Origin of the sequence: Bacillus sp. ISL-35 (assembly GCF_018613355.1) — a bacterium.
In the GTDB taxonomy this organism is placed as follows: Bacteria; Bacillota; Bacilli; order Bacillales; family Cytobacillaceae; genus Mesobacillus.
In genome coordinates this window covers 366,855-384,620 of record NZ_JAGGQK010000004.1, presented here as the reverse complement: position 1 = coordinate 384,620, position 17,766 = coordinate 366,855, and the positions used below count along the sequence as shown (strand labels likewise).

14 protein-coding genes and 2 pseudogenes are annotated in these 17,766 nt (G+C 45.0%); 2 read left to right on the top strand and 14 right to left on the bottom strand.

Annotated elements, in window-relative coordinates; translation table 11 throughout:
- Positions 1 to 94: 94 nt before the first annotated feature.
- Positions 95 to 665, top strand: a pseudogene (locus tag J7E38_RS07820) (IS1595 family transposase); the annotation flags it as partial.
- 396 nt (positions 666 to 1,061) lie between these two features.
- Here the strand turns inward: J7E38_RS07820 and J7E38_RS24460 are convergent.
- The 12 genes and pseudogenes from J7E38_RS24460 to J7E38_RS07765 all read right to left on the bottom strand — a co-directional run bounded on the left by J7E38_RS24460 (position 1,062) and on the right by J7E38_RS07765 (position 13,897).
- Positions 1,062 to 1,880 carry a methyl-accepting chemotaxis protein gene (locus J7E38_RS24460; RefSeq protein WP_483297163.1) on the bottom strand — a complete coding sequence of 273 codons (819 nt, stop codon included), beginning with the start codon at positions 1,878 to 1,880 and terminating at the stop codon, positions 1,062 to 1,064.
- Positions 1,881 to 2,003: 123 nt separating this feature from the next.
- Positions 2,004 to 2,198 (bottom strand): annotated as a pseudogene (locus tag J7E38_RS24455) (HAMP domain-containing protein); the annotation flags it as partial.
- Positions 2,199 to 2,984: 786 nt separating this feature from the next.
- Entirely contained in the window at positions 2,985 to 3,392 is a 408-nt protein-coding gene (locus tag J7E38_RS07810; protein WP_214706322.1) for a GNAT family N-acetyltransferase, read from the bottom strand.
- On the bottom strand, positions 3,379 to 4,065 hold the full coding sequence (locus J7E38_RS07805) for an HAD family hydrolase (protein WP_214706321.1): 687 nt from the start codon (positions 4,063 to 4,065) through the stop codon (positions 3,379 to 3,381). Before J7E38_RS07805 ends, J7E38_RS07810 begins: the two co-directional genes overlap by 14 nt.
- Before the next feature lie 62 nt (positions 4,066 to 4,127).
- Positions 4,128 to 6,584 (bottom strand): S8 family serine peptidase, encoded by a 2,457-nt coding sequence (locus J7E38_RS07800; protein ID WP_215038303.1) that lies wholly within the window; start codon positions 6,582 to 6,584, stop codon positions 4,128 to 4,130.
- Between the two features lie 228 nt (positions 6,585 to 6,812).
- Positions 6,813 to 8,240 (bottom strand): S8 family serine peptidase, encoded by a 1,428-nt coding sequence (locus J7E38_RS07795; protein WP_214706319.1) that lies wholly within the window; start codon positions 8,238 to 8,240, stop codon positions 6,813 to 6,815.
- A gap of 160 nt (positions 8,241 to 8,400) precedes the next feature.
- Positions 8,401 to 9,057, bottom strand: a complete 657-nt coding sequence (locus J7E38_RS07790) for a response regulator (RefSeq protein WP_214706318.1) — start codon at positions 9,055 to 9,057, stop codon at positions 8,401 to 8,403.
- Positions 9,032 to 10,879, bottom strand: a complete 1,848-nt coding sequence (locus tag J7E38_RS07785; RefSeq protein WP_214706317.1) for a GAF domain-containing sensor histidine kinase — start codon at positions 10,877 to 10,879, stop codon at positions 9,032 to 9,034. Before J7E38_RS07785 ends, J7E38_RS07790 begins: the two co-directional genes overlap by 26 nt.
- Before the next feature lie 213 nt (positions 10,880 to 11,092).
- Positions 11,093 to 12,022: a hypothetical protein gene (locus J7E38_RS07780; protein ID WP_214706315.1), complete on the bottom strand. Its 930-nt coding sequence runs from the start codon at positions 12,020 to 12,022 to the stop codon at positions 11,093 to 11,095.
- Positions 12,019 to 12,867, bottom strand: coding sequence for an ABC transporter permease subunit (locus J7E38_RS07775; protein WP_214706313.1), 849 nt, complete (start codon positions 12,865 to 12,867; stop codon positions 12,019 to 12,021). Before J7E38_RS07775 ends, J7E38_RS07780 begins: the two co-directional genes overlap by 4 nt.
- 72 nt (positions 12,868 to 12,939) lie before the next feature.
- Positions 12,940 to 13,428 carry a hypothetical protein gene (locus J7E38_RS07770; RefSeq protein ID WP_214706311.1) on the bottom strand — a complete coding sequence of 163 codons (489 nt, stop codon included), beginning with the start codon at positions 13,426 to 13,428 and terminating at the stop codon, positions 12,940 to 12,942.
- Positions 13,415 to 13,897 carry a hypothetical protein gene (locus J7E38_RS07765; protein WP_214706309.1) on the bottom strand — a complete coding sequence of 161 codons (483 nt, stop codon included), beginning with the start codon at positions 13,895 to 13,897 and terminating at the stop codon, positions 13,415 to 13,417. Before J7E38_RS07765 ends, J7E38_RS07770 begins: the two co-directional genes overlap by 14 nt.
- Before the next feature lie 266 nt (positions 13,898 to 14,163).
- On the opposite strand from J7E38_RS07765, the gene J7E38_RS07760 reads away from it, so the two are divergent.
- On the top strand, positions 14,164 to 15,696 hold the full coding sequence (locus J7E38_RS07760) for a multicopper oxidase family protein (protein ID WP_214706307.1): 1,533 nt from the start codon (positions 14,164 to 14,166) through the stop codon (positions 15,694 to 15,696).
- Positions 15,697 to 15,731: 35 nt separating this feature from the next.
- On the opposite strand, the gene J7E38_RS07755 is transcribed toward J7E38_RS07760, so the two are convergent.
- Together J7E38_RS07755 and J7E38_RS07750 are read right to left on the bottom strand one after the other, a co-directional pair.
- Complete coding sequence (locus J7E38_RS07755) at positions 15,732 to 16,253, bottom strand: hypothetical protein (RefSeq protein WP_214706305.1); 522 nt, start codon at positions 16,251 to 16,253, stop codon at positions 15,732 to 15,734.
- Between the two features lie 111 nt (positions 16,254 to 16,364).
- Positions 16,365 to 17,765 carry a nucleoside recognition domain-containing protein gene (locus J7E38_RS07750; RefSeq protein WP_214706303.1) on the bottom strand — a complete coding sequence of 467 codons (1,401 nt, stop codon included), beginning with the start codon at positions 17,763 to 17,765 and terminating at the stop codon, positions 16,365 to 16,367.
- Between the last annotated feature and the right edge of the window lies 1 nt (position 17,766).

The window sequence follows — 17,766 nt, the reverse complement described above, 5'->3', positions numbered from 1 at the left end:
TTTGAACCCGTTAAATAATACCCCATTATGTAAATTTAATAATATTCCAGTAAAGTAATAAACATACCATTTTTATCCACAACTCACCACTTTTTTACAAGGTATCGTTGAAAGTGACGAGACCTTCTTTCTTGAGTCTTTGAAAGGTCGCGAGGTCAAACATCGTAAGGCGAAAAACGTGTGACAAAAGACGAAAAGAGAGGGTTTCTAATCTTAAAATTGCAGTTGTAGTTGCACAAGATAGAAACCACAATATCATAGCTGTTAAGGCAGGAACAGGGCGTGTTAAGGCAGAAGAAATAGATGCTGCAATTGGGAAGTATATTGAACCATCCTCTTTGTTATGTACGGATACAGCCACCAACTAAAAGAAGACCGCTAAACTAAAAGGATTGCAACACGAAACCGTGAATGAACGCCAGAAGCAACGCGTAAAAAAGGGGATTTATCACGTTCAGAATGTGAACAATTTTCATAGCCGTTTAAAAACTTGGATTGACCGCTTTCAAGGTGTTGCGACTAAGTATTTAGATAACTACCTGTACTGGTTCTGTTGGTTGGAGTTGGACAAGCATTTATCCTTTGATAAACAAGTCGAACAAATGCTTATTTCAGCGTGTCAAAAATCCAATAATACTACTGTAAATATGTTTAGATGTGCCTAGTTTGTAAATTAAAATGGAAAAAGACCCCCTATTAGAGGTCCTCAGTTTTGTATATCTTTTTTTCTTTACTTTTTATTCTGTAATAACGAATTATCCAAAAGAAAATTAAAGGAATAATCCAATATCCTTCTTTTCCATTAGGGGTTAAGTAGATTATTGATATTCCAACAAGTAAAGTAACTACAAACAAAATTTTTTCAAATTTATCTTTCAAGTAATTCACCCCAGTCAAGGTTAAAAATTCGAGAGTGTTTTCTGAAATTTTGCAAACTCGAATTCCTAATTGATATTATCATATATCAAAAAATTGTTAAGAAAAACAACAAGGTTTACGAAAATGAGCCTTTAAAAAACAAAGCAGCTAACCCTGATTAGCTGCTTCCTATCAAAAATCAACTATATTTTAAAATTACCTGATAGTTTCTTCAGTTTCTCCGCCATATTGGAGAGGCCTTCAACCGTATGAGCCAGGTCTGTGATGAGGTGGCCTTGCCGGTTGGTAATCGCAACTGTTTGCTGGGTGCTTGCAGCAGCTTGTTCTGCAATCTTTGCTGTCTCAATGGCAGAAGCGGTGATTTCTTCTGCAGAAGCCGACATTTCCTCGGAAGTTGTTGTCACTTCTTGAATTTGGCACGATACACCCTCAACAGATGATTGTATGGAATTGAATACCTCACCTGCCTCTGACACTGCGCTCATCCCCTTATTCACATCTTCGAGGACAGTCTCCATGGCAACAACTGTATGATTTGTATCACCATTTATGCGCTCGATAATATCTTTAATGTTTTCAGTCGACTTTGAAGAGAGCTCAGCCAGCTTCCTGACTTCCTCAGCGACAACTGCAAAGCCTTTTCCCGCTTCACCTGCACGCGCTGCCTCAATTGCAGCATTCAAAGCCAGTAAATTTGTTTGGGAAGAAATACCGTTTATGATTTCAACAATATTTGATATTTCATTCGAATGTCCTTTTAATGTTTGAATCATCAAAGATGAGTAATTGACCGATTCGCTAATTTTCTGCATTTGTCCAATGACGTTTTCCAGCTTCTCATTCCCCATGCTTACTTCATTTAATGTACTGACAGCTAATTTCGAGGCTGTTGAAGTAGATCCCGCAATATCGTTCACACCCGTGGACATCTCTTCGACGACCCGAACACTTTCAATCAGGCTCTGATGCTGCGAAGCCGACCTTCCCGAGATTTCTTCCATGGTGCTTGCAATTTCCATGCTGGCTGATTTCGTGTCATTTGCCTTAGCCAATAATTCAGCTGATGTTTCGTTCAGCTCCAGACTATAATCATTAAGCGTTTGGATAATGACTCGCAAATCTTGCAACATCTTGTTAAAGGAACTTGTTAAGATGCCAATCTCATCCTTCCGCCGGGACTCAACAGGAACCGTTAAATCACCTTTACCCACCGCTTCAGCATTTTTAGCTAGTAGCTGGATTGGTTTAGTAATCGAAAAAGTGACGGTAGTCGTGATCAAGATACTTATTAATAGTGTCACTCCAATGATGGCAAGCATCTTTAGCGTATTTGCTTCTATTCCGTCATAGACATTGGTTACATCCAGGTCAGAGCCGACAATCCCGATGATTTCCCCGGTTTCTGATTTAATTGGAACATAGGCAGAGACCAATCCACCATACTCCGCTGTATTGGTCATTTCGATTTCCGTCTTACCGGTTTCGAATGCCCTGACAATGGCAGGGTACTCCTCAATCCCATCCTCTTCATCGCCAAGCTGGGAGGCGTCCTCGGAATCAAAAGGCATTCCATCCACTATATAATAATATTTATAACTGTCTCCAGACTTTTCACGCTTCAGCGTATATAAATAGGTAAGTCCATTCGCTTCCCGAATGTCATTTAACTGACTGCGCAGTTCTTTGTAGTACTCTGTTTCACCTGATTCCAAAATCTCTTGATAGTCTTCTATGTTTATCATCTTTGCCGCTCGCTGAGAAATTCCGGCCGCTTGTTCACTGACAGTTTCTTCAACCAGGCTTGCCGTCGATTTAATAGAAACATATCCAATGATTAAACCAGAAATTAGAATCAACCCTGAAAAAATTAGCAACATCTTCAACTTGATGCTCTTGCCCATGCAGTTTTCTCTCCTTAGGAATATTAATAGGAATAAAGACCTACTATGGTATTTTACTTTATTTGGTTATATTGTAAAATACTTCTCCAGGTAAAAACTTCATGATTTTTCTTAGAAGACTATCTCCTTGATAACGGACATCCAACTACTCCTTGTTCCAGCTTGAAATAAATTCACCAATAAAAAACAGCCTTGATTGGCTGTTCAATACTTTCGATACATTCCATGAGAGGTTGGATACGTATATTCAAACCCATATTGTTCATAAAGTTTATTTGCCGGATCATCAGCGATCAGGCTTACATAAGACCCTTCATATGTATGTTCATCCAAATAGTTCATAAGTTCGCTCATGACCAGCTTTCCCAATCCCCTACCCTGATAGGCTGGCTTGACAGCGATATCAACAATCTGAAAAAACGCCCCGCCATCGCCAATGATCCGGCCCATGGCCACCAGGACAGAATCATCATAAATGGAGACGACGAATAATGAATTCTTCAATCCAATCTGGGCCGCCTCGAGAGACTTACCGCTCATTCCTGCTTGGATTCGAAGATTGATATAATCTGCAGCTTCTGGTGGATCATACGAAACCTTAATTTTGCTCATACAAAACAACTCCTTCTAAAGTGATACTAAACAATTCAGCTAAATCTTCTATGATAAAATCGGCCTCAGCCTCTTCCCAATAGTCATCTCGCTTCCAGATTCCAACCATCCCTATGTCCCGGGCCGCTCTCACGTCATTTTCAGGGTGGTCTCCGACAAATATACTGTGTGCTGCCTTTACTCCAAGTTCGTCAAGCGCTTTCTGGAAAATCCTCTGGTCTGGTTTTCTCAGCCCCACCGCTTCCGAAATCAGGATTGAATGAAAGAACCCTTCAATTCCCAATGCTTTTACATTGTCCATCTGGAAAAGAGTTTTGCCATTCGAGACCAAGCCAAGTTTAATCCCCATTTGTCGGAGATTCCTAAGAACCTCATGCAAATGCGGAAAACCAATGCATGAATGCTTAAAATTCTTTACGTAGTCCTCGAGGAGATCTTCCCATGTCAAACCCGTGATGTTGAATTCTTTCAAAAGCTGGCTGTACACTTTGTCTTTCCACACATAACCCCTTGCGTCCAACTCTATGAATCTGTTTATATAGCTTTCCTTCTCTATCAAGCTTAATTCATGATTAAAACGGTCATACTGGCTTCCAATAAATTTTAGAAGAGATGATTCCCGGTCGAGTAAGGTTCCGTCCAAATCGAATAATACCGCTGAAACTTTGCGCAAACAGATTCCTCCCTTCCATAAAAAAGAACAGACCAGATTGACTGGCCTGCCCTTATTCTACCTTACTTTAAAAATGCATTATAGTACCGTGTCATCGCAACTGCAAAGTCGCCGCGTGTGTTTTTTACATTTGGGCTGAAGCTTACTGTTACCTTTGGTTTCAGGTCATACGGTCCTTGTGTTACAGCGAATTTAGCATTGAGGATATTCAGGTCTAGCGCTATCTGTACATAGCCTCTCAGATGTTCTGGTACTTCTGCTGCATCTGAGATCGCGATTCTTTCATCGTTATACTGGACGGTCAGCTGGCCGTCGAATTCTTCGGCTTCTTTTTGCAGTCCTAATGCCTGGACGAGCGAGTATGCCAATTCGGCGCGAGTCACGCCATCTTTTGGCACAAATTTGCCTGTTGCTTTAGGAAGAATGACTCCGTTCTGGATCTGCTGCTGGTCGCGGAAGGAGGCTCCTTTTGCAGTTGCTGCTTCAATGAATGGAAGGTCTGAGCTTGAAACATCCGAGAAACTTGGCGCTGCTGGGAGTGATTGCTTGATTTCTGCCCCCATCACCAGGTATTTTGCCAGTTCAGCTCTTGTTAAAAGTGCATCAGGTTTGAAAGCCCCATTTGAAAATCCATCGAATAAACGCTCGCTAACTCCCATTTTAATCGCTTCAGCTGCTGGGTGTCCGGCAATATCATTCAATCCAGAGAAGCCGCTGACCTTCGTGAACGCCATCTCTCCTTTTACCGTTTCAGGCAGAGCCAAGCCCAGCGGATTGGCATCTGCCCCGCGAAGCCCGCGGACTTCAGCCTTCCATGCACCAGGTACAGGCGATGTGACCGATACGGTGCGGTCATAGTAAAGCGGGAACAGCAGGCTAACACCTGAGCTGTATTCCGTGCCGTCCGGTGCAATCAGCACAAGGTTGATCGGATTGCCCGTTTGTTCCATGATGCCCGCTCCGTCTACCTTTGCCACAATGCTGGACATGCCTTCGCCGACAGTGAATTCATATTGATTATCAGAAAGGAATGTCAACGGGTTGTAATCAACCGAAAACTCCTTGCGTTCTGTAGATGATTCAACATTGCTGTAGAATGTCTGGGTTGAATTTAGTGTAGCACCATATGCAGTACCATTAAATGCCTGATCGATTGCTGCATAGGCATTCACATAGCCTGCGCCGACTTCCCATGTTTCATAGCCTGACATATTCGTAGCTGTCAGTTCAAGAATCGATTTGATTTCACCCGGTGATAATTGCGGGTTCGCTTCGAGCATCAAAGCGACGATCCCGGCAACATGCGGGGTCGCCATCGATGTTCCGCTCATCGTTGTGTAATAAGGCAAGTACGCTGTCTCAATTGTTTGCGCATCCTGGTCGGCAGACAGGCTGGATACCGGCGCGAGGACACGGGTCGAAATGATATCCACTCCTGGTGCGGTCACAGTCGGTTCATCCTTCCATGTCCATTCCTTTCCATCCATTGTAAAAGTACCGCCGACACCCTTTGTTCCTCTTGAAGAAAAATCAGCCAGCGTACCATCTTTCACTCCGGCTGCCACTGAAATGACCCATGGAGCTTTTGCGTATGGGTTATGAGTGTTTTCCCCTGGTCCTTCATTCCCCGCCGCAAAAAGGACTGTGATCCCGCGGTCATGTGCTTTTTTACTGGCAATATTGATTGGATCATTGGGATCAAAATCACCTGATGAACCCCATGAATTCGTAATGACACGGATATTGTATTGCGATTGATGGGTGATCGCGTAGTCAAAGCCGCCGATTCCATCAAGGACAAATAATGCTGCTCCTGAGCCATAGCCGATCAGGTCGGCACCCGGTGCGGCTCCTTCGTATTTGCCGCCGGACATTGCACCCGTTCCGCCAACCGTTCCGGCAACATGTGTACCATGTCCGGAGTTCGTGTCAGTGTTCGGGACGTTTTCCTGGTAGCTGATTGGCAGCAGACCAGGAGCCAGTGCATTCAGATTCGTCTGGGCCATTACGTTCTGGACTAGATTTTTACCAAACTCGTGATCCTTATGCGTACCGTCAACACCACTGTCATTCACGACAACGCCGACACCCTTGCCTGTAACCGGCAGTCCGCCATTCGCCTTGCGGAAGCCGTCGTCGGTCCTCGCTTTATCGACGCCGGTGATCGCTGTGGCATCTGCGTTGAAGTAAGAGAGTTTCTTGTTCATGTAAATGGATTGCACTTCAGGATTTGCAGCCAGTTTCTCGATTTGTGCTTTTGTCGCAATGACTCCTGCAATCGGCAGGGACTTCATACTAACTCCCGTTTCAATTCCGAGCGTTTTTAACAAGGATAACTGAGAGCTTGTCGGAGCGCTGTCCCCCTTGAAAGTGACGATGACTTGCAGCGAACTAGCCGTGTCAAGTGCCTTGGTGACAAGCGGGTCAATTACCGCAAGACTGCTCGCCTTCCCCTGGGGAACGGCAAAAAACGGAATAAAAAGCAAAAAAGCCAACAACAGATACATAAAGCGTTTCATCATATTCTCCTCTCACTCTATAAAATTTTGAATATTCCTAACTTAATTATCATGAAATCAAAGCCGGATAACTATTCTTCAAAGGTTATAAACTTCATTTCCGGAATATCTATTTTGGCATCGTACAAAATTTGTAGATGGAGTAGTGCTGATGTCTTCTTCTAAATTTAGGTTGACAGTGCAATAATAAAAATCTCCCTTGCCGGGGCAAGGGAGATCAACAAATCATCACTTTTTCATTTTAAAAGCTGCATCCACCGCTTTATAAGCGTTCACATAGCCGGCGCCAACTTCCCAGGCTTCATAATCTGGCATGGCTGTGGCGGTTTTTTCAAGGATTGATTTTACCTCTGAAGGCGACAGCAGCGGATTTGCATCCAGCATCAAGGCAATGATGCCAGCGACATGCGGTGCTGCCATTGATGTTCCGCTCATTGTGGTGTAATAAGGCAGATAGGCTGGCTCGATAAACTCAGCATCAGATGTGGCTCCGAGCAACACAAGCGGGCTGATGACTCTCGTTGAAATGATGTCGACGCCTGGTGATGTCACTGTCGGCTGATCTACCCAGTTCCATGTCTGACCGTCGACTGTGACATTTCCTCCGCGGCCTGCTTCTCCGCGTGATGAAAAGTCCGCAAGCTTTCCGGATTTATCCCCGGCAGCAACAGTCACTACCCATGGTGCCTTCTTATAATTGCCGGAAATGGTCTTAGCGTCCGGCCCGGAATTCCCTGCGGAGAATACGGTCACGATTCCGCGGTCGTACAGTTTCTTGGTTGCGATATTAATAGGATTATATGGATCAAAGTCAGTGCCGGCGTCACCTGTGTCTCCCCATGAATTGGTGATGACGCGAATATTGTATTGCTGTTGATGGGTCAGGGCATAATCAAAGCCGCCGATTGTATCAAGCATTGCGACCGCAGCTCCGGATCCATAGCCAATCAGGTTCGCCCCCGGTGCAACACCTTCATATTTGCCGCCGGACATTTCGCCAGTTCCACCGACAATCCCAGCAACATGTGTACCGTGTCCTGAGCTGGAATCGGTATTCGGTACATTCTCCACATAGGAGACAGGCAGCAGGGCGCTAAGCGCATTCAGATTTGTCGAACCCAGCACATTCTGTACCAGATGGCTGCCAAACTCAAGATCCCTGTGGGTACCATCGACGCCGCTGTCATTGATGACGACACCGATTCCTTTGCCTGTTACCGGCAATCCGCCGTTCAGCTTTCTCATACTGTCATCTGTCCGAACCTGGTCCACGCCAGTTAGGTCGGTCGCTTCGGCATTCTCGTATGAAAGTTTCTTATTCAGATAAATCGAAACCACCTGGTCGCTCTCTGCCAACCTGTCGATTTGCGTTTTCGTCGCCAATACACCTGCGATTGGCAGGCTTTTCAATGTCAAACCCTTGGTGATGCCGATTTCTTCAAGAAGCTTTACCTGTCCCGGCAGCACCCCTTCATCACTTTTAAACGTAACAATCGCTTCCACCGGACCCACCGCTGATAAAAGTGACTTCGCCAACTCGGCATCTACCACCGCTTTTGCAGGCTCAATCGCCTTTGTCGATGTTCCAGGGGCGATCGTTGCGAAAATGGTCGCAGCCATGAGAATACATGAAAAAAATGCAGCTTTCCACTTCATTCAGTTTTTCAGCTCCTTCGCTATTTTTCTTAATATTCCCACAATATTTACATAAAAACCATTCTGCTTTGGGTTTAAAAAATAATAACCTCCGTACTAATCTGGGATACTACCAAAGTAGTATCCAAAAGAAAGAGAGCCCTCCTTATGAGGACTCTCTTTATAATCCGCTCGATGTCGGCGGGATTGGTACGAGCTGATGCTGGACGGCATGGATGACGACTTGCGAGCGGCTTTTGACATTTAGCTTCTTAAAGATTTTGCTGACATGGATTTTAACCGTTTTGTCGCTGATGAACAGGCGGTCGGCAATTTCCTTATTGCTTAGTCCTTCCACTAGACATAGCAACACCTCTTTCTCCCTTTCCGTCAGCGTACTGTCCTCCTGCTCGGTCTGTTTTTGCTGGTGGAAGGCGAGAAGCTTCCTCGTCATCGAAGGATGGATGACGGATTCACCTCGGGCCACGGTCCGGATTGCTTCTACGACCTGGTCGGATGGCGCATCCTTCAATAAATAACCGTCCGCTCCTTCACGGATCGCCGACATAAAATATTCTTCATGGCTATGCATCGTCAACACAAGGATTTTGATATGTGGATATTTCTTTTTCAGGATCCCTGTCACTTCCACTCCATTTTTTGCCGGCATGTTGATGTCCATAAGGATCATGTCCGGCTTGCATTTTTCCACCTGTAAAAGGGCTTCGTCTCCAGAGATGGCTTCCCCGACGACTTCGATATCTTCTTCAACAGACAGGATATTGCGCAGCCCGTCGCGCAGTACGGCATGGTCATCCACTAGCATGAGCCTGATCATGGTTGCTTTCCCCCTCGATTCCCATTTTTGGAACGGTGATGCTTACTTCCGTCCCTGTGCCTTCCTTGCTGTCAATTTGCAAGGAAGCGTTGATTTTTTCAGCAGCATCGTTCATTTGCAGGATGCCGAAATGCGGCTGGTTCCTGGCCTTCAGCATCGCCTGAAACAGCGAGAACCCTTTTCCATCATCCTTGATTTTCAAAAGGATATGCTCGGATTGATAGCTTAAGAGAACTTCTACCTTTGTTGCCTGTGAATGCTTGATGGCATTGTGAAGGCTTTCCTGGAAGGTATCGAACAGGACCTTTTCAACCATCGGGCTGAGATCCTGCTCCTGCCCTCTGATTTCAAATTGGATTGCCTGCCCGTATTCCTTCTGGACCGCTTCGATTTTCCGCAGAATTGCTTCCGCCAGCGTTGCTTTCTGCGTCGGATATGGCCGCAATGCATAAATCGACTCGCGGACCTCCTTCAGGCTTTCCCTGAGGCCAATTACACTTTCATCGACAAGCTTCCGCGTCTCTTCCGGATTTTTGTTGAACTTCTTTCCGGCGGTCTCCAGCTTCATCACTGCTCCGGCAAGCGTCTGGGCGACACCATCATGGATATCACGGGCAATCCGGTTCCGTTCCTCGAGGACAATCCGCTTTTCCTTTTCGGTAAAAAGCATCCGCGTTTTGATGATGACCGCAAGCTGGTTGGAGAGTGTCGCAATCGATTGGACATCATGGTCCTCAAAGCTTTTGGTCCGGCTGCGGGCGACAATGAACATCCCAATCGTCTCGTTCTCGATGACCAGCGGCGAGTAAACGAATGCCTTCACATCTTCTTCAAAGCAAGAAGCAGCAACACCGCCATCCTTCTTTCGGTCATTGTAAATCACCGGGCGGCGCATCCCCTCAAATTCAGTAAATGAGTCAGGAAGCAGGCTGCATTCTGAACGTGTCCTCCCATCCTTGAAACTCAGCTCCCAATCCCCTTCCTTTTTGATCCATAATATACTTGCCTCCGCGCCAATCAGTTCATTGAAGCTTCCCTTCAATGCTAAAAGCCAGTCCTGGGAAGGAAGCATTTGGTTCAGCTCTGATGTGATCGAAAAAAGCAGTTTCAGCCGATTCTTCTCTCTTTTCAGCCTGGCAATCGTCGCACTTAAAAGCGAAATCCCGACAAGCGGTGAAAAGAAGAAGAAATAAGCAAATACATCGATCTCCCCGCGATTCTGGCTGCCGACAACATACAGGGTGATTCCATAAACCAGGGAAATTGCGGCACTATTCAGTTCCGTAAGCGATTTTTGCTTCCAAAACTGAAAGGAATAAGGCTGTGGCCTGATAAGCAATACAAGGTCCACAATCAGGTTATTGAGGATGACATACACAGCAAGCAGGAAAAAGTAGCTAAGGATGCCCTGGAAAATCGGCTCCAGTGCCAGTTTTTCCAGGAGGGATTCCACAACCGGCAGCATGGCTGAAGCCCCATAAAAACTGAGTACAAGCTGGGCCGGATTGAACAATACCGTCCGGAGCGGCCTTCTGTGCAGGAGATTGACGATCAGGACGGCCCCTGCATAGGCTAGTGCTGTGTAGGAAAAGCCATACAGTAAAAACAACACATAAACGACCGGGAAAGTAATGGCCGTATGCCCTCGCCACACCGGCATCGGGTAGTACTCGCTAATCAGTAAAAAGATAAATAAAAGTGCTAAAACAACCGGTTCGCCAGGATACTCCAATTTTATAAAGGAAGAAAGGATGAGCATCCAGCCTATCAGTGTAACTGAATTCATAAACAGCTTTGCATATCTCTCCCTTTTTTGTTTCACGCTTTTCACCCCCTCTTATTTTAGAATTTTCAGTTAATTAATTTTATAACGGGAGATTCTATAATACAAATAAAACCCACTCACTGGCCGAATGGGGGTGCCACTAGCCAATGAATGGGCCAAACTCATAAAGAGTTTCGTTGAACACTATTATGACAAATGCTTTGGGTGCTGACTATGCATCAAACGGGGTATTTTTATAGTACAAAAGTGTTATGCCCCCTTGTTCTTCCTCACCATGTCCTTATGACTGAAAAAATCGCTCAAGGCTTTGTTGATCATTGCCACACTCAGGGCGGTCAAAGCGAAAAACAGGATCGGCACATAGACAATCCATTCGTAAGCTAGCATGAATCTTTTGTTCAGGCCAATTAATCCTGACCACTCATGTGTGACGGATGAAGGCGGACCTTCGCCCATGATTGTCCCTCCGAAGAGGACGAGCATGACGCCAAGATGCACGAGCAGCGTCAGCACCTGTAAAAACTGCTGGCTGAACATCAAAATCCATTCTTCGTACAACTGCGGCAGGATGTGCTTGAAGTAGATATGGCGCTTGCTTCCTCCAAGCGTAATCGCCGATTCAATGAATTCTTCCCTCCAAACGCTGCGTTTTTGTTCGATCAGCTGGACGGTCAAGGATGGCAGCGCGATCACGACCAAAATGATGAACTCATAGACCACCCTGACCCACAAAGGGTGATGGAAGCCGTTGATTGTATACATGACGACAGTGGCCAGCAGGAAGTAGGCAATCAGCGTCTGCGGAAAAAACGACAAAGGCTCGGCGATCGCTTTTAGCAGATTGAAGATCCGCTCTGGCACCCGGAAAAGAAAATAACTGAGCACAATCGAAAGGAGCATTCGTAAAAAAGCGACAATCAAGACGATGCCGATCGAGTATTTCGCCCCTTCAATGACCGTATGCAGCATGTCATAGCCATACATGTCCGATCCCAAAAGAAAAACATCCAATGGTGGATACGGAGGTGCCTTTTCCAGGGTCCCATCTTCATTGTAAACAAACTGGACCTGCCTGATTTTCCCATCGTTCAAAACCGTGTTCAAAATGCTCAGAACCAGAATGATCGACAAAAAGGAGACTCCAAATATGAATTTCTTCGTTTTCAGCAATTTGCTCATAGTGTTAACCTTCTAAAATCTATTAGTCTGTAAATCAGGAAGAACGGTGTAAAAAATAGAATGCAGCTAAACACGAATAGCTCGACGGATATATGCTTGATATTGAACAGCATCAACCCGTCCAGGTTAAATATGTATTCGACCATGACAAGCGTCGAGAGCATCATCCAGACAATCGTCTTGAAATGCCCCTGCAGGTCCTGGCTGATATTGCGAATCACATGGACATTCAGCATATAAAAATAGGACAGGCCTTTCGCTTTTGCCAGCAAGATGTACTGCTGATCCAGCTCTTCAAAGATTTTAAGGACGATAACCTGCGTCAAAAACAAAAAAATTGGCAGGCTTAAGCTGATCAGCGGCAGCAGGACAGCCTGATGCTCACTTCCAAGTGAAGTCGTCTGGACGAACTTCACACCGAAGGTCTTAAAAATCCAAATCACCCCTGCCTGCAGCAGGAACATCCACAGCACATCAGGAACGGACCGGATGATTTCTATAAAACTTAAAATATAGTCTTTTTGCTTTTCAAAAAAGAGAACGAGCAAATAGGACAGCAGGAACGCCGCCGCTGCAGCCGCGATCAGGGCCATGCCCAATGTGGTCATCGAATAGGAAAAGCGGCCCATCACCGCCGGCAGCATGTCATGCTGGCCATCGTACGTCAGGCCGGTCAATGTAAAAACCTTAATGGCGAGGTCCTTTATGCCTTTAAAATAACCTTCTGTATCGTAGGTCAAATCCCTCAGGAGGATTGGCAGACTGCCGATGACAATAAAAATGAACACACCTATTATGTATTGGACAAGGAGTCGGGTCAAACGCATGAAACTTGTCTTAATCATCTAAATATTTCTCCTTTATATGAACTCCTTCCTAATTATATGAAATTTTTAAAGAATATGACAGTACCCCCCTCAGTTCCGATTCTTTTTAACAAGGTGATAAAAAGCCAGCAGCAGGCTTTGGACAAAAAGATAAATGGGGAAAGACCAGTACATTTTATATCCTTTGTCATAATGCATCATGCCAATCTGGACACCAACCCATTCCATCAGCATTGAAAATGCCGACCAGATCAACACATATAAAATCACTTTAACACCGGAAATCTTGTATTTTTCATAAAAGTAAATAAAGAAATAACTGTATGGCCCATATGTTATATAACTAAGGAAATCCATGAACTGAAAGGCAGAACGATCATTCACATCATAAAAATCCCACGGCTTCACACTGATGGTATGATCGAAAAATAAGACAACATTAACCCCAAAAAAGTAGTAGGCGATCGTTTCCAGCTTATTGAAAAGCTTCGGCGCAAACCAAAGGGCGCCATGCAGCGCAATGAGGCTGCCAATGATGAACCACTCATTCTGGTTAAAAGCATCCTCATAAATTTTCATCTTTATTGCTCTCCTGGACATTGATATTCAGCAGCATCTTCAAGACTCCAAGGGCAATCAACAAGTATAAGGCATTAACAATACCACTGTAAAAAAGGTTCCAGCGGGTAAATATAATGATCCTTAGATAGTCGTTCAGCCAATCCAGACCAACCAAGATAAATAAAATGAAGAAAAAAAGAAAAACTTTGTTTTCACCCGATATTCGCTGTAAGTAATGATTGATAAAAATCATGACAACCACAGGCAGCAACAGGTTGCGATAAAGCAGAAATGAAATGTAATCCAGATGACCGCTGGACTTCTCCATTAAATGAAGTTCCATCCGCACGATTGTGATGAACAGTGTCGCCAAAAACACAATGACCATATATATAGTGGCATTCTGTAGAAAGTTCAGCGGTTTCTCCATGAAAAATAAATAAAGAATCACTATGATTGCCATTGAAAGATAAATTGGAAGAGGCATATAAACACCCTTAATAATAGGATTTCATCATCTTTTAGCTTTCTCCCTCATTAGGTGTTTTTATCCATAAACTGAACAGATGTCTGTGTCTGTTCCTGATCACCTTCATTCCCTATTGGTTCGGACTACTACACAAAAATGCATATTTTGCTGATAAGGTGTCTATCGGTTGCTTAATTAAAAAAAGTGTTTATAAAATACAGTATGAGGTATTACGGATGAAATAAAACAATGTGTATAAAATGACATCAAAGGGAGGCGCAAAAATGAAAAAGGTTGCCATAGCAGCAATCATTCTTATTGTTTTGGTCATTGGCGGCGGTTGGTTTTTCATGAGGATGATGAGCGGTGGCGCTGGCGGAAACATGCCTGGCCAGGGAGGCGGGATGATGAATGGCGGCGGCATGGGTAATGGCGGCATGATGGGCGGCGGTTCCGATGCTGTTGAAGATATGAAAAATAACTCTTTTTCAGGGGAAGAAAAGCCACTGCCGATCCCGCCAATCCTTGAAGACGAAAATCCTGACCCGGACAAAGCAGAATTCACTCTTGTATCGCAAAAAGGATCGATGGAATTTCTAAAAGGAAGGTCCACTGACACCTTTGGGTACAATGGCGATTATTTAGGGCCGGTGATTCGAGTCAAAAAGGGCGACGATGTTTCCATTAAAGTGAAAAATGAGCTTGATGAAGCGACAACTCTTCACTGGCATGGGCTCGAAGTGGATGGCGAGGATGATGGCGGGCCACATAACGGAATCCAGCCAGGCACTACATGGAATCCCCAGTTTAAAATTGAACAAAATGCCGCCACATTATGGTACCACCCCCACCTGCTCCATAAAACCGGTGAACATGTGTACAAGGGGCTTGCGGGTTTATTTTTAATCGATGATGAAGAAAGTGAGAAGCTCAATCTCCCTGACGAATATGGCGTGAACGATATCCCGCTGATTGTCCAGGACAAGCAGCTCGATGAAAACGGTCAGTTTAAATATGACCTGGGCATGCATGATGTGATGATGGGGCTTCAGGGCGACACGATTATGGTCAATGGCGCCATCAATCCTTATGTCGAAGTGCCAAAGGGCAAGGTTCGATTCAGGCTGCTGAATGGCTCGAATGCACGGATCTATCAATTTGCTTTAAGCAATGGACAGGAATTTTACCAGATTGGAACAGATGGCGGTCTGATGGAAGAGCCTGTAAAGCTGAGCAGCCTCATTTTAAGTTCAGCTGAGCGGGCAGAGTTGATTGTCGATTTTTCGAAATATAAAGAGGGAGAAACCATCGAACTGACAGACCAGGGGATGCCATTCATGAAATTTATCGTCACCGGTGAGGAAAAGGGACCAAAAGAGATTCCTTCGCAATTGGCAGACATCCCTGAAGTGGACGAATCGATGGCCGCGAACACCAGAGAGTTTGTGATGTCTGGGATGGGCCGAAACGTCACGATCAATGGCAAACAAATGGACATGGACCGCATTGATGAGCAGCTCAAGCTTCATGATACCGAGATTTGGGAAATCACCAATGAAGGCATGGGCATGATGGGCAATAATATGGGCATGGCCCACCCATTCCACGGCCACGGCACCCAGTTCCTAATTTTAGACAGGGACGGCAATCCCCCGCCGCCAAACGAACGCGGCTGGAAGGATACAATTCTGGTTTCACCGGGTGAAAAAGTGAGGGTGATAGCGACATTTGATCACAAAGGACTTTTCATGTATCACTGCCATATCCTAGAGCATGAGGACTCCGGGATGATGGGACAGTTCACGGTAGAAGAGTAAGACTCCGGACATTTCTGGAGTCTTTTTTTTAGACCTTAACCGAACAGGAGATGAGCACCTAATGCAATCCCAAACACAATTGCGAATGCCTGGTGGATTTTTTTATACGCGAGATACTTCTTCCCCTTGGCCCACTTGTCCAGGATCAAGCCAAAGGTTACAAGGAAAGCAAACCCAATCAATGTCGCTAATCCGCTGTAGATGCTTTCCCATTCTTCATTTGTTTGCAGGAAAAAATAAGAGCCATGCGCAAGCGCTCCTGAAAAAGCAGCCCAGCCAATGAGTGTATGATGCTCTCTTAAAAGCTTGAAGGCTAACTGGACCCACTTCAGAAATCCAACTTTCCGTTTTTTTAATTGCAGGAATAAGATTCTGGCCAGCCAGAGTGCAAAGGCTGCGATTGCTCCTATTTCGGCTATTGATCCAACCTTCTCGTAAAGCTCGCTCATTAAATCTGTTTCACCAGTGAAGAAGCCTGGGATCAATAGACCAGCAAACAATGCAGTAACTATGTAGCCGCCAAACTTTATCCATTTTGACAAAGCATCTTTGGACATTCGCTTCACTCCTTGTCTCACTATTTTATCCTATACCCCAAAACCCATTCTGCCGAGGGAAAATGAATAAGCATAAGGACCAACCCACTTAGCAGGCCCTTATGCTTATTTTTACACCCATCCAAAGAAATTTGCCAGTTGCGCGATGACAAAGGTTACGAGTAAAGCGATGACAGTCGGTATCGCGAATGCCATAAAGGTCCATTTCTTGCTTTTGGTCTCTTTATAAATATTGATCAATGTGGTTCCGCAAGGATAATGCAGGAGTGAAAACAACATCATATTGAGAGCTGTCAGCCAGGTCCAGCCATGGTCAAGGAAGATTTGCTTCAAATCCCCGATTCCTTCCACATCAATCAATTCGCCTGTTGATAAATATCCCATCAACAGGACGGGGAGCACGATTTCATTTGCTGGCAAGCCAATCAAGAAAGCCATCAGGATATATCCATCCAGCCCCAGTATTTGTCCCAAGGGATCCAAAAAGTGAACGATGTGCAGGAGGATGCTAGTGCCGCCTATATCGATGTTGGCGAAGACCCATGTCAGCACGGCGGCGGGTGCGGCGACTTTTACAGCCCTATTTAACACGGAAAGCGATTTTGTAAGAGAAGCCCTGATCACGGTATCGAATATTTTCGGTTTACGATATGGAGGCAGTTCCAGTGTATAATGTGTCGGAACTCCTTTTAGCATTGTTTTTGAAAGGACCCATGATACGAAGAATGTCACGATGATTCCAAACAATACAATTCCCACGATGACCGAAGTGGTCACGACCATCGCCATTCCGCCCGTGAAGCCTGAAGCCATGAACAATGAAGCAAGGACAATCAGTGTGCCCCATCTTCCGTTGCAAGGTACAAAATTATTCGTTAGAATCGCCAGCATTCTTTCCCGTGGCGATTCGATGATCCTCGTTGACAACATCGCAGCTGCATTACACCCAAAACCCATTGCCATTGTCAGCGATTGCTTTCCATGAGCGCCAACAGATTTAAAAAGTCGGTCCATATTGAAGGCAACTCGTGGGAGATAGCCATAGTTTTCTAGGAGGGCAAATGTCGGGAAAAAAATTGCCATCGGCGGGAGCATGACACTGATTACCCATGTTGTGCCACGATAGAACCCTAGGACAAGTACACCATGAAGCCATTCAGGGGCATGGATCATTTCAAAAAACAAGGTGACATAACCTTCTATCCATCCAAAAAATTCAGCCAGCTTGGCAGATGGAACATTGGCCCCGGCAATTGTTAAATAAAAGACCACCCCGAGCATCACTAACATAATCGGGAAACCAAGGAATGGGGAAGTAAAAATGGCATCTAATTTTTCTGTGCGCTGAGCATGCTTATTTTTCGTGTAAGTAACTCCAGCCTGCACCAATTGGCTGCTATTCTGGTAGAGCTTCTCGACGATGCGGTCACGGGAATCAGAGGTTGATAGTTTTTCAGCTTGATGAAGAATTTCGTCAAGGAGCCGATTATGATTCAATGATTGAGATTCCATT

What these genes read in the sequence shown, in the direction of transcription:
- J7E38_RS07765 (WP_214706309.1), bottom strand. Translation starts at nt 13,897, where the DNA reads ATGCCTCTTCCAATTTATCTTTCAATGGCAATCATAGTGATTCTTTAT.
- J7E38_RS07750 (WP_214706303.1), bottom strand. Translation starts at nt 17,765, where the DNA reads ATGGAATCTCAATCATTGAATCATAATCGGCTCCTTGACGAAATTCTT.
- J7E38_RS24460 (WP_483297163.1), bottom strand. Translation starts at nt 1,880, where the DNA reads ATGGAAGAAATCTCGGGAAGGTCGGCTTCGCAGCATCAGAGCCTGATT.
- J7E38_RS07760 (WP_214706307.1), top strand. Translation starts at nt 14,164, where the DNA reads ATGAAAAAGGTTGCCATAGCAGCAATCATTCTTATTGTTTTGGTCATT.
- J7E38_RS07790 (WP_214706318.1), bottom strand. Translation starts at nt 9,057, where the DNA reads ATGATCAGGCTCATGCTAGTGGATGACCATGCCGTACTGCGCGACGGG.
- J7E38_RS07770 (WP_214706311.1), bottom strand. Translation starts at nt 13,428, where the DNA reads ATGAAAATTTATGAGGATGCTTTTAACCAGAATGAGTGGTTCATCATT.
- J7E38_RS07775 (WP_214706313.1), bottom strand. Translation starts at nt 12,867, where the DNA reads ATGATTAAGACAAGTTTCATGCGTTTGACCCGACTCCTTGTCCAATAC.
- J7E38_RS07755 (WP_214706305.1), bottom strand. Translation starts at nt 16,253, where the DNA reads ATGTCCAAAGATGCTTTGTCAAAATGGATAAAGTTTGGCGGCTACATA.
- J7E38_RS07795 (WP_214706319.1), bottom strand. Translation starts at nt 8,240, where the DNA reads ATGAAGTGGAAAGCTGCATTTTTTTCATGTATTCTCATGGCTGCGACC.
- J7E38_RS07810 (WP_214706322.1), bottom strand. Translation starts at nt 3,392, where the DNA reads ATGAGCAAAATTAAGGTTTCGTATGATCCACCAGAAGCTGCAGATTAT.
- J7E38_RS07780 (WP_214706315.1), bottom strand. Translation starts at nt 12,022, where the DNA reads ATGAGCAAATTGCTGAAAACGAAGAAATTCATATTTGGAGTCTCCTTT.
- J7E38_RS07800 (WP_215038303.1), bottom strand. Translation starts at nt 6,584, where the DNA reads ATGAAACGCTTTATGTATCTGTTGTTGGCTTTTTTGCTTTTTATTCCG.